Origin of the sequence: Oceanicoccus sp. (assembly GCF_029238675.1) — a bacterium.
Lineage (GTDB): Bacteria > Pseudomonadota > Gammaproteobacteria > Pseudomonadales > Dasaniaceae > Oceanicoccus.
The window spans coordinates 69,561-81,874 of record NZ_JAQWFR010000017.1 but is presented as its reverse complement, the minus strand read 5'-3'; the positions used below and the strand labels follow the sequence as shown (position 1 = coordinate 81,874).

Here is a 12,314-nt window from a genome sequence, read left to right as displayed (position 1 = left end):
GTGTCTCGCACCCAACGACTTAGCAAAATCGCCAGTGTTGCCCTCCGTTATCGTCTGGATACCTTTGTTGATGCCGATCAATTACCTTCGGGGCTAAGCGCTTTATTCGCTATTGCCCCCTGGCGGTTATTGCCTGCCCCCAAACAATCACGTGGTGAGCGTTTGCGTTTATCCCTGGAAGCCCTGGGCCCGGTGTTTGTTAAATTTGGGCAAATGCTCTCCACTCGTCGCGATTTATTGGCAGACGATATTATTGATGAGCTGGCAAAACTACAAGATCAAGTCCCGCCGTTTCCATCGCAAGACGCTATCAATATTATAGAAACCGCACTGAAACAGCCGGTTAATGAACTGTTTGCCAAGTTCGAACCAGAACCGATGGCATCAGCCTCCGTTGCTCAAGTCCATGCCGCCACCTTACATTCTGGTGAAGATGTTGTAGTTAAAGTTATCCGCCCCGGTATTGATAAAACCATTTGCCAGGATATTAAGCTGCTATTTAGTATTGCCAAACTGATTGAAAAATATCTACCGGATGGGCGTCGTTTACGTCCCACGGAAGTGATTGAAGATTATCAGCATACCATTCTCGATGAATTAGACCTGCAACATGAAGGTGCCAATACCGCACAGCTGCGTCGCAACTTTGAAAACTCCGATACGCTCTATATACCAGAAGTGCACTGGGACTATACCAACCACAAAGTGCTAACCATGGAAAGAATTCATGGCATTGCGGTCACGGATGTTAAAGCGCTGGAGGCCCAAAATACCAATATGAAATTATTGGCGGAACGCGGTGTTGAAATCTTTTTTACCCAAGTACTGCGAGATAGTTTTTTCCATGCAGATATGCATCCGGGAAATATTTTTGTCTCTCGGGAGCATCCACAAACACCGCAATATATTGGTATTGACTGTGCCATTATCGGCTCGCTCAGTGATTTTGATCAGTACTATATCGCCAGAAACCTATTAGCCATGTTCCAAAGGGACTACCGTTTAGTGGCCGAGCTCCATGTTGAGTGTGGCTGGGTTCCACCCCATACCAAAGTCAATGAGTTTGAATCTGCCATCCGCAGTGCCTGCGAGCCGATTTTTGAAAAGCCCATTGCGGAAATCTCCTTTGGCCAATTATTGATTTATCTGTTCCAGACCGCCCGCCGTTTTGAAATGGAAGTGCAGCCTTCATTAGTCCTACTGCAAAAAACCATGCTCAATATCGAAGGTCTGGGACGTGAGCTTTACCCACAGCTTAACCTCTGGGATACCGCCCAACCCTTTTTGGAGCAATGGCTTAAAGACCGCTACGCGCCCAGCGGCATTTATAAACGGTTGGCCAAACATGTGCCCGGTTGGTTAGAGCAATTACCCCAGCTACCTCAAGCCGTGCTGGATAGCTTGCAACAGTCCAAACAATTACAGGCCGCTAACGAGCAGCAGCAGTTACAAATCAAGCAATTAGAACAGCAGCTGCAAAGTGACCGCCGCCGAAGCAATACCCTTGGCCTAACCATGCTAATAGCTCTTGCCGCTGTTAGCCCTCTGGTCTTCGATGGCTTGTTCGATCTGAAACAGGTATCGACCACAGCTTGGGGGTTAGCCGCTGTAGCCGGAGTGCTATGGCTGCGACGCTAAATCTTCTATGGCATAATGCCCCCATCAAAGCACGCAGAATACGACGGCCGAAAATGACTGAAAGCACCGCGGTAGATATCACCCAGGAATTTCTTGAACAGGTACGCTGGACCAGCGATGGCCTGGTGCCCGCTATTACCCAGGATGCTGAAACTAATGATATCCTGATGTTTGCCTGGATGAACCGTGAATCACTGGCTCTAACGGTGCAAGAACAACGAGCTGTCTATTGGTCACGTTCACGGCAAAAGCTTTGGCGTAAAGGCGAAGAATCTGGGCACGTGCAGTCGATTAAGGAAATCCGTATTGATTGCGATGAAGATGTAATCATTTTGAAAGTGGAGCAAATCGGCGGCATTGCCTGTCATACCGGCAGGCGCAGCTGCTTTTATCGTCGCTTGGAAAACAACGCCTGGCAGACAGTCGAAAAGGTTATTAAAGACCCTGGCGATATTTATTCAAAGTAAGTACCGTAAACCAAAACCCAAGAAGCAATTATGAGCGACGTACTAAAAAAATTGGCAGACCTGCTGGAACAGCGTAAACAAAACGCTGATCCCGAATCCTCCTACGTTGCCAGCCTGCACCATAAAGGCTTAAACAAGATTTTAGAAAAGGTGGGCGAAGAAGCTAATGAGGCGATTATCGCTGCCAAAGATGCCGAGCACAGCGGTGACAACAAAGACCTGATCTATGAAACCGCCGACCTGTGGTTTCACTCCCTCGTTATGCTGTCACACCTCGGTGAAGACAGTGATGCAGTGTTAGACGAACTGGCCCGCCGTTTTGGTCTATCCGGTATCGACGAAAAAGCATCAAGAGAACAGTAAACAATTAACAGATATATGGAGAACAGTTATGGGAATCGGTGGAATCAGCATTTGGCAGTTATTAATTATTTTAGCCATTGTCGTCATGCTATTTGGCACCAAACGCCTGCGTAATATAGGCGGCGATTTAGGCGAAGCCATCAAAGGTTTTAAGAACAGCATGAGCGACGATAAGAAAGACCCTAACGACGAGAGTGACGAAAGCCTCGGCAATATCGACGCCAAAGCTGAAAAAGCCGACGAAGAAAAGTCTTAAGCCACCTCCGCCAAATAGTTATTAATCTATGTTCGATATTGGTTTTCTGGAACTACTGCTAATCGGTGTTCTGTCCCTACTTATTATGGGGCCGGAACGCCTGCCCGGTGCGGTGCGTAGTGTGACGCTATTTGTCTCCCGCATGCGCCGCAGTTTCAATCAGATTAAATCTGAAATAGAGCGGGAAGTTGGTGCCGACGACATTAAACAGCAAATCCATAACGAAACCATTATGGAAAGCCTGGCCAAAACCAAAAGCGACCTGCAAGAAAGTTTCCAGGAAACCGCTGACGAACTCAAGCCCGACCTCGATAAACTGCAATATGATATAGAAGACATTATCAGCGCAGACGAAAAAGAACCGACCGACGATAAGCCTCAATCATGAGCGACACCCAAACCCCACAAGACGACGACCAGGCCCAACCCCTTGTCACCCATTTAACCGAATTACGTGATCGGTTGCTGCGTTGTGTACTAACCATACTGTTCGTTTTTTTGTGCCTGTTTTATTTCGCTAACGATATTTATCATTTTGTCTCAGAACCGCTGCGCACTCTACTGCCGGAAGGCACTAGTATGATCGCAACTGAAGTGGCCTCGCCGTTTTTAACACCGTTTAAATTAACATTGGTAGCTTCTATTGTTGTGGCTATGCCGATGATCTTGTATCAAGTGTGGGGCTTTATTGCACCTGGAATGTATCAATCAGAAAAGCGAATTGCCATTCCTTTACTGGTTTCGAGTATTCTGCTTTTTTATGCGGGTTTAGCCTTCGCTTATTATGTGGTGTTCCCACTGGTATTTGGTTTCTTTAGTGGCGTCGGCCCTGAAGGGGTTAGCTATACACCGGATATTGCGCGCTTTTTGGATATCACTCTAAAACTATTTTTTGCTTTCGGTATAGCGTTTGAAATTCCCATTGCCACACTGCTTTTAATCTGGGCGGGAATTACCACCCCGCAGGCGCTGTCAGAAAAAAGACCCTATATTGTGGTTGGGTGTTTTATTTTTGGGATGCTACTAACACCACCCGATATTATTTCACAAGCTTTGCTCGCTATACCTATGTGGATGCTATTTGAGATTGGGGTTTTCTTTGGGCGATTTATTGGTAGCAAGAAGATGGGGCCGGTTGAAGAATAGAATACCTCCGGCCCTAAGACCCCGTTATAAATTTTCTTCAGCGAACTCTGCCAACCGGGAACGCTCAATCCCACTCACATGCATAATCCCCGCATGTTCAAAGTCTTTGCTTTTTTCCACCAGATAAGTCAGACCGGAAGTCACCGGCGTAATATATTTGTTATCTATCTGTGCCAGGTTACCTAACACTACAATTTTAGAATTTACCCCTACCCGCGTAATAATCGATTTCAATTGAAACTGCGTTAAACCCTGGCACTCATCAATAATGATATAAGCATTATTAAATGAGCGACCTCGCATAAAATTCAGCGACTTAAATTGAATATTGGCACGCTCTTTAATGTAATCAATACTGCCATAGGGCGATTCGTCATGGCCGTGTAATACCTCCAGATTATCTTCAAAGGCCGCCAACCATGGCGCCATTTTTTCTTCTTCGGTACCGGGTAAAAAACCAATATCTTCTGCAATCGGCGGCGTGTTACGCGCAACAATTAATTTGTCATAGCGCTTTTCTTCCATAATCGCATGTAGGCCATAGGCTAAAGCGATCAGTGTTTTACCTGAACCTGCCGGGCCGGTTAAGGCGGTCATATCAATATCGTCGCACTGCACCAAAAAGAAGGCCATTGCCTGCTCGATATTTCGTGGCGTCAAACCCCATAGCTGTTGTGACATTAAACGCTCGCGACTTAGCTGCTGGATATGAATAGACTTCGCATCCACCTCACGCACCAAACCCACAAAATCACCATCGTCACAAACAAACATTTGCGGATAAGCGTTGGGCAAAATACTACTGTCAATCACATGCATGGTGGCCTTACCCTTTTGCACCGATTTCACAGACTCTACACGATCCCAAAAATCACCTTCAAGGGTTTCATAGCCTTTGGACATCAATTCGATATCCTCGATCACCCTATCCTTTCTATAGTCTTCAACGTTTTCTAAACCCGAGCCCTTGGCCTTTAACCGCATATTAATATCTTTAGTCACCAGGCAAACATATTTATCTGCATTGTGAGTTTGCAGATGCAGGGCCACATTAATAATACGGTTGTCGTTGGCCTGTTGGGGGGAGCCGTCCAAATAAGGAGCTTCATTATCATGACTAATTAGCTGATCGGGGAAAATCGCCAGACAGCCGGTCACATCGCCTCCTTTGGCTTCCACAATATCAACTCCATCCTGGATTGCCTTGGGTGAGGCATCGCTTAATACGCCATCGATGGCATTAATCGCAATTCTCGCCTCGCGACTAACATCTTTATCCTTTCTATCTTTGATCGTGTCCAGTTCCTCTAATACCGTCATCGGAATGACTATCTTATGTTCCTTAAACGCATAAAGCGCCATAGGGTCATGCAGTAGAACGTTGGTATCCAGGACAAATATTTTTTCCATCGATAAAGCTCCGGTTTTTGTTATCAAAGGTATTAATAAGGGGAGTACAACAGCTTGAAAACCATCGATATGACGGCTGAAAAGAACGTAGATAAGCAAGGTGTAACAAGTAGTGACTCGAGGGAGTCAAAAGAGTGCATCGTGTTGTGAGGCATTGCTGGCAATCCCCCACAAGCACCACACTAAATTGCAATAATCGCAAAAGAAGCAATGGCAGAACCCAGAGCTGGTGCATGTGTCTCGATTATTAAAAGATGGCGGGATATTGTCAACCTATTACTGCCTTACTGCACTCAAATGATCAGTAAATAAACGATTAATCATGCTAACGGCCGAATCTCAGTATGATCAACGACCCTTGCAACAAAAAGCCTTTTGAGCACAGGCCTAATTAATCTATTGAATAGCCATATCGACTGACATTTACTCTAATATCAGCTAGTCTATGCCTCCCAATCAAAGGGCCGATGTTATAACAACCGTCATCTGTCCTTTTTATTTTGAAATGCTCTCGGTACACATTAGTATGTTAGACAAGGATACCCTCTCCCAGCTTAAACAGCTCAAACAAAATATTGAAGACAGCAAAGAGTACGCTGTAGGTATTGTTAAAGGGACACAAAGAAAATTTGGGTTTGTAATGCTAGACGATGGCCGGGAGATTTTTATTAACCCCGATGAAATGCAAAAAGTCTTTCCCGGGGATAAAGTCAAAATACTGATTACCACCAAGCAGGAAAATAAAGACGCTAAAGCAAAAGTTAGTGGTACTTTAGAAAAACTGATCGACTCCCCGCTAAAAGAATTTACCGGCCGTTATATTGTTAAGGGTAAAGGGCATTTTGTTGAGCCCGATGTACCTAATTTAAAGCGCTGGATTTTTATTCCACCGCAGGCACGCCTTAACGCCAAGCCCAACGATTTTATCCGCTGTAGAATTAACCGCCACCCCTATCCCCAAGCCAAACCCCAGGCAAAAATTACTGAAGTCATTGGCGCTGCGGATAAGGTCGGCATTGAAACTGACTATGTTGTTAGCAAATTTCAACTTGAGCCCGCCTGGCCTGACAATTGGAAGAGCTCATTAATAGAAGTCAATACCAATGATCGCGAAGATTTAACAGCGCTACCGTTTCTTACTATTGATGCCGCCAGCACAATGGATATGGACGATGCCTTATTTGTAAAAAACACAGAGCAAGGTTGGCAGCTACAAGTTGCTATAGCCGACCCCAGCGCTATGATTGCTGTTGACTCTGAGCTAGATAAGCTAGCGCGCCAGCGGGCAATATCAACCTACATGGCTGGACGACCAGTATCTATGCTGCCGGAAGAACTGGCCAATCATTTATGTTCTTTAACACTGAATACCACCCGGCCCGCCTTAGTATGCCAAATGGAGGCCGATCAACAAGGCAAAATCATCAGCTACAAAATCATTGAAGCCATGATTAGCTCCAAGGCAAAATTAAGCTACCGCGATGTTTCTGCATTTTTAGACCAGGATGGTGTCGATGAAAGCCTTGCTGACTGTAATAACCACAAAGATACACTACTGGCATTAAAAGCGCTGTCTGCGGCCTTACGGAGCCAAAGACAAGAACATAACCTGGTCATTCCTAACCGCCAGGAATACCGGCTAGTCCTTAATGCACAACGTAAAATTGACCATATAGAACCCATTAAAAAAACCAGCGCTCATCAGCTCATTGAAGAGTGCATGATTGCTGCTAATCGCTGCGCAGCAAATATGTTAGATGGCCAGGGGATTTTTATAAGTCACCCGGGGTTTCGTAGTGAGCGCTTAGCGGATGTGAAAAAGCTGGCAGAGGAACAATTGTCGCTAACCGATATTGATTTCTCAACACCGCAAGGCTATCAGAAATTAATGAAAAGTATTGATGATGATAAGCTGGAATTTCCTTTGCGCCCCGTTTTAAGTCGCCTGCTTGAGCGCAGCCGTTTAAGCGCTGAAGTGCTACCCCATTACGGTATGGGCCTGGACAAGTATACGACTTTCACATCACCCATCAGAAAATACAGCGACTTAACAGTACACCGCTTACTGAAGAGTAAAATTAAACTATCTAAAACAGCGGCTGTAAAAGCAGAAGACCTGGCTATTATGCAACAGGGACAAGATAATTCCCGCCAGGCTCGTTATCAAATGGAGCAATGGCTAAAGTGCCAGTTTATGCAGCCCTTGATTGGCCAGACCTTTATGGGCACCATTTCCCAAATTAACAGTAATGGCTTTACCGTCAGGCTGGATGACCACTTAATTGAAGGCTTTGTTGAAACGCGCTTATTGCAACAAAAGTACAGTTTTGACCCTATGCGTTTGCGTTTAACCAGTAAATCACAAACCATTGAACTGAATCAGGCGATCGAAGTCGTTGTTAAGGAAGTGGATAGCAACGCGCGTAGTATTCGCTATACCCTGCCTGAGCCCGTTAATTAACCCGCCGCTTGCTGATAACGTGTCTTAATGGGGCACTTAACACCGAGGTAAGGGGATAAACAAGAGCTGGAAGTAGAACCTGCTTCGTAACTGGGGCAGTTAAGAAAGACAATCGAAATACGAATACAAACTTAGCGATGTAACAGGTAGCGGCTCGCTGAACGGTTAGAGGCAATAACGCCCTGTTGCTGGTCCAGGCTGCGCTTAACCTGGCCTACGGTAGTGATCATCTCATCAACACCCATAGCGCGAAGAAACTCACTGATATCACAGCGGGTGGCCTCAAAAAGTGAAGACTCAATCTGCCCAAGGGCCTCAACAACCAGGAACCCTGTCTCATCTAACCTTGAGTCAGCATCAAAAATAAGATTGGTGAAAACGTCCACTATGGACATCTCATCAATCACTCCACTTTCTTTTTTATTCAGCGCCATAATCATTATCTCTCTCAGGCAAGTTATTCTATTACAACCGCATCACTAGCTTGCCACACCCTGAGTATGGACCACTATTGGAAAAATGCACAAAAATTGGCGTTAATGTGTCACATATAAGGTGATTTCACTCCATTTTCGGTCAAAAACCCAATAAGCAGCGCTAGACAGACGATAAAAAGCAATGTGATTTAACGCCAATAACTTAACAAATCTGTTAGAAAGAAAGCGGAGTTTAGTGATTAGTTTGGCGTTTTAGTTTAGCCGTAGAACCAGTAAGCAATAAAAATAGCGGAGACAATGCCAGCAATATCTGCGGTTAAACCGCAGGCCAAAGCATGGCGGCCATGGCGAATACCCACACTGCCAAAGTAGACCGCCAGAACATAAAAAGTTGTTTCGGTGGAGCCTTGTATGGTGGCGGATAATAAACCCTGGAAGGAATCGACACCGTGGGTGTTCATGGTTTCAACCATCATCGCCCTTGCACCGGAGCCGCTAAGGGGTTTCATCATTGCTGTTGGTAGGGCATCAACAAAGCGTGTATCCCAACCGGCCATGACCACCACATCCCGCACACTATCAATAGCAACATCCAAAGCACCACTGGCTCGGAAGATACCAATGGCTACCAACATCGCTAATAGAAAAGGAATAATATCAATCGCCACCTGAAAGCCTTTTTTAGCGCCTTCAATAAATGTGTCATAGACATTGACCTTTTTATAATGAGCCACCAGTAAGAACAGCATAATGATACTGAAAATCATTAGGTTGCTAACCAGACTGGAACTTTGTTGTAACTGCTCAGCACTTAAGGTGGCGAAGTAGGCTATCACCGCAAATAGCGAACCCATTATCAAAGCCAGATACCCTAGCACTACGGTATCCCACAATTTTATTTTTTGTACCCATGCAGTGACTAACAAACCCGCCAAGGTTGAACAGCTAGTAGCTAATAAAATAGGAATAAAAACAGAAGCGGGATCAACTGCACCTAATTGTGCGCGATAGAGTAAAACCGTTATTGGGAATAAGGTTACTGAAGAAGTATTTAGTACCAGAAAAAGAATTTGTGCATTGCTTGCAGTATCGGGTTTTGGGTTAAGCGATTGCAAGTCTTGCATCGCTTTAAGCCCTAAAGGGGTTGCCGCATTATCAAGACCCAGAACATTGGCAGAAAGATTTAATGTCATTGAACCGATAGCGGGATGCCCTTTTGGAACTTCGGGCATTAACCGTGTAAACAAAGGTGACAATGCACGGGCCAGTTTTGCCATTAAGCCACTGGCTTCACCCAATGCGGCAATACCCAACCATAAACTCAACACACCGACCAAGCCAATAGAAAGCTCAACAGAGAGTGATGCCATATCAAAGGTGGATTTTATAATCCGTTGAAAAACATCAGCGTCGCCTAAGCCTAACCACTGATAAAGCGCGGAAAGAAATCCTATAACAAAAAAACTTAGCCAAATCCTATGCAGCATTATTATTGTCTATGTTAAAAAGGTGCATTACCCGGCGTTCTTGGGAACGGAATCACATCACGAATATTTTCCATGCCAGTGACATAGCTAATTAAACGCTCAAAACCAAGACCAAAACCCGCATGGGGTACAGTGCCGTAGCGACGAAGATCCTTATACCACCAAAGCTCATCACCCACACCTTGCTCTGCCATACGCGCCTGCAAAACATCCAAGCGCTCTTCACGCTGGCTACCGCCAATAATTTCGCCGATACCCGGCGCTAATACATCCATAGCGGCAACGGTTTTTTCATCGTCGTTCATCCGCATATAGAAGGCTTTAATCTCTTTAGGGTAGTTCATCACTATCACTGGAGCACCCACATGTTCTTCACATAAAAAACGTTCATGCTCAGACTGTAAATCAATGCCCCACTTCACTGGATACTCAAATTTCTTTTTGGTTTTTTCCAAAATATCAACGGCTTCGGTGTAATCCATACGAACGAAGCTTTTATCGGCAACAGCTTGTAATCTTTCCAGACAGGTTTTATCAACAAACTGATTAAAGAAAGCTAAATCATCTTCGCATTTTTCCAGCACGGTTTTAAAAAGATAACTTAAAAAGTCTTCTGCTAAATCCGCATCGTCATTTAAATCCGCAAAAGCTATTTCCGGCTCTACCATCCAGAACTCGGCCAGGTGACGACTGGTGTTGGAGTTCTCTGCCCGGAAGGTTGGGCCAAAGGTATACACTTTGGACAAGGCCATACAATAGGATTCAACATTTAATTGGCCGGAAACAGTTAGGAAGGATTCCTCACCAAAAAAGTCCTGGGAAAAATCGATAGCTTCATTTTCTGTGCGGGGAAGGTTACTTAAGTCCAAGGTACTAACCCGAAAGAGCTCACCGGCACCTTCACAGTCACTAGCTGTAATCAGCGGTGTATTAATCCACTGAAATTCACGATCAAAAAAATAATTATGAATGGCATTGGCCAGTACTGTACGCACACGGGTTATGGCGCCAAAGGTATTCGTTCTGGGACGCAGGTGAGCAACGGTTCTTAGGTATTCAAAGCTATGGCGTTTTTTGGCGATAGGGTAGGATTCAGGATCGTCCACCCAGCCAATCACTTCAACGGACTGCGCCTGAATTTCAAAGGCTTGCCCTTTGCCCTGCGAGGCGACCAACTGACCTGAGATTTTAACCGAACAACCGACACCAGCTTGCAAAACTTCCTCTTGATAATTATCCAGCTCTGCGGGGACAACCGCCTGAATAGCATCAAAGCTGCTACCATCGTGGATGGCCATAAAGGAAAAACCGCCTTTGGAGTCCCTGCGACTTCGTACCCACCCCTGTGCAGTGACGGCATTACCCGTTGCTATTGATCCGGCAAGTAATTGTTTGATGGAAGTCGCGGCCATTAATAAAATCTCTGGAAGGGTAATTAACTGGAATGGCAGACAGTTTACGCGGTTTTTTCAAACAGTAAATCCCAAACGCCATGACCTAAACGCTCACCGCGCTTTTCAAATTTTGTAATGGGCCGATACGCCGGCCGATCGGAGAAGCAATACTCATCGGCCTGGTTGCTAAAACCTTCCGCTGCGGCCATGACTTCCATCATATGTTCCGCATAGTGTTCCCAGTCGGTGGCCAGATGAAGAATACCACCCTCTTTTAATTTGCTGCGTAAAGCCTGTACAAAGGGAGTTTGGATCAGGCGGCGCTTATGATGTTTCTTCTTATGCCAGGGGTCGGGGAAATAGATTTGAATCCGGTCCAGGCTATTATCTGCAATACATTGCTTAAGCACTTCCACCGCATCATCACAGTAAACCCGGATATTGTCGACATTATGTTCTTCCATACCGTGGAGTAATTTACCCACACCGGGGACATGTACTTCTACTCCGATAAAATCTTGCTCCGGTGCCGCCTTCGCCATTTCAACCAAAGAAGCGCCCATGCCAAAACCAATTTCTAACACCACTGGAGCCTGGCGGTCAAAGACCTGTGCATAGTCGATCATGCCATCCGCCAGCAATAAACCTTTGCTGGGCCAATGGTTGTCATAAGCTTTTTGCTGGCCTGGAGTCATTCGACCGGTGCGCAGTACAAAGCTACGAATACTGCGGCGTTTTTTATCATCGACGGGGATGTTTTGATCTGACATGTACGTTTGCTTACCTACTTATTTCTATTCGCCAATATGCTTATAAACCGCTATGGCCATGGTTAACCATCCAGCGATAAACGCCACACCGCCTATCGGTGTTATAGCACCTAGCCATTTGATACCCGTTAATGCCATTACATAGAGGCTGCCGGAAAAAATAATTATACCGGCAATAAAGAGCCAACCGGTCCAGGTTAACAGTGACACCTCGGGGAATTGCAGCATTAAAATACCCACTAACAATAAAGCTAATGTATGATAAAAATGATATTGCACGCCGGTTTGGTAAACGGCCATTAGATCTGTGGTGACTCGCCCCTTGAGCCCATGAGCACCAAAGGCACCGATAGCTACAGCCAGCAAACCACTAATAGCTGCGATGATTAATAATGTTTTTGCCATATGTTTTTCTGCTGCTGTTAATCTGTCATTCCCGCGAAGGCGGAAATCTACAGTGCTGGATTCCCGCCTTCGCGGGAATG

General features: G+C 45.4%; 13 protein-coding genes. 7 read left to right on the top strand and 6 right to left on the bottom strand.

What is annotated here, in order from left to right:
* From ubiB to tatC, 6 genes are read left to right on the top strand one after another with little or no spacing between them, the layout of a single operon-like run.
* Positions 1-1,638 (top strand): ubiquinone biosynthesis regulatory protein kinase UbiB, encoded by a 1,638-nt coding sequence (gene ubiB, locus P8H32_RS06065; protein WP_297291650.1) that lies wholly within the window; start codon positions 1-3, stop codon positions 1,636-1,638.
* Between the two features lie 53 nt (positions 1,639-1,691).
* On the top strand, positions 1,692-2,105 hold the full coding sequence (gene hisI / locus P8H32_RS06060; protein WP_297291649.1) for a phosphoribosyl-AMP cyclohydrolase: 414 nt from the start codon (positions 1,692-1,694) through the stop codon (positions 2,103-2,105).
* 30 nt (positions 2,106-2,135) lie between these two features.
* The gene (locus tag P8H32_RS06055) at positions 2,136-2,468 is read left to right on the top strand and encodes a phosphoribosyl-ATP diphosphatase (protein WP_297291648.1); all 333 of its coding nucleotides are present in this window, start codon (positions 2,136-2,138) and stop codon (positions 2,466-2,468) included.
* A gap of 28 nt (positions 2,469-2,496) precedes the next feature.
* Entirely contained in the window at positions 2,497-2,724 is a 228-nt protein-coding gene (tatA, locus tag P8H32_RS06050) for a Sec-independent protein translocase subunit TatA (protein WP_297291647.1), read from the top strand.
* 28 nt (positions 2,725-2,752) lie between these two features.
* A complete protein-coding gene (gene tatB, locus P8H32_RS06045) occupies positions 2,753-3,112 on the top strand; it encodes a Sec-independent protein translocase protein TatB (protein WP_297291646.1) in 360 nt (119 codons plus the stop codon).
* The gene (gene tatC / locus P8H32_RS06040; protein ID WP_297291645.1) at positions 3,109-3,870 is read left to right on the top strand and encodes a twin-arginine translocase subunit TatC; all 762 of its coding nucleotides are present in this window, start codon (positions 3,109-3,111) and stop codon (positions 3,868-3,870) included. Before tatB ends, tatC begins: the two co-directional genes overlap by 4 nt.
* Before the next feature lie 24 nt (positions 3,871-3,894).
* Here the strand turns inward: tatC and P8H32_RS06035 are convergent, their stop codons facing one another.
* The gene (locus P8H32_RS06035) at positions 3,895-5,280 is read right to left on the bottom strand and encodes a PhoH family protein (protein WP_297291644.1); all 1,386 of its coding nucleotides are present in this window, start codon (positions 5,278-5,280) and stop codon (positions 3,895-3,897) included.
* 526 nt (positions 5,281-5,806) lie between these two features.
* Between P8H32_RS06035 and P8H32_RS06030 the strand changes: the two genes are divergently transcribed.
* The gene (locus P8H32_RS06030; protein ID WP_301088746.1) at positions 5,807-7,741 is read left to right on the top strand and encodes a VacB/RNase II family 3'-5' exoribonuclease; all 1,935 of its coding nucleotides are present in this window, start codon (positions 5,807-5,809) and stop codon (positions 7,739-7,741) included.
* A gap of 131 nt (positions 7,742-7,872) precedes the next feature.
* On the opposite strand, the gene P8H32_RS06025 is transcribed toward P8H32_RS06030, so the two are convergent.
* The 5 genes from P8H32_RS06025 to P8H32_RS06005 form a co-directional block, all read right to left on the bottom strand.
* On the bottom strand, positions 7,873-8,175 hold the full coding sequence (locus tag P8H32_RS06025) for a hypothetical protein (protein WP_297291642.1): 303 nt from the start codon (positions 8,173-8,175) through the stop codon (positions 7,873-7,875).
* Positions 8,176-8,435: 260 nt separating this feature from the next.
* Entirely contained in the window at positions 8,436-9,548 is a 1,113-nt protein-coding gene (locus tag P8H32_RS06020) for a nucleoside recognition domain-containing protein (RefSeq protein ID WP_301088744.1), read from the bottom strand.
* 131 nt (positions 9,549-9,679) lie between these two features.
* Positions 9,680-11,077, bottom strand: coding sequence for an asparagine--tRNA ligase (gene asnS, locus P8H32_RS06015; RefSeq protein ID WP_301088743.1), 1,398 nt, complete (start codon positions 11,075-11,077; stop codon positions 9,680-9,682).
* Between the two features lie 44 nt (positions 11,078-11,121).
* Entirely contained in the window at positions 11,122-11,829 is a 708-nt protein-coding gene (gene trmB, locus P8H32_RS06010) for a tRNA (guanosine(46)-N7)-methyltransferase TrmB (protein ID WP_301088742.1), read from the bottom strand.
* Positions 11,830-11,853: 24 nt separating this feature from the next.
* Positions 11,854-12,234 carry a DUF423 domain-containing protein gene (locus P8H32_RS06005; protein ID WP_301088741.1) on the bottom strand — a complete coding sequence of 127 codons (381 nt, stop codon included), beginning with the start codon at positions 12,232-12,234 and terminating at the stop codon, positions 11,854-11,856.
* Positions 12,235-12,314 lie beyond the last annotated feature (80 nt).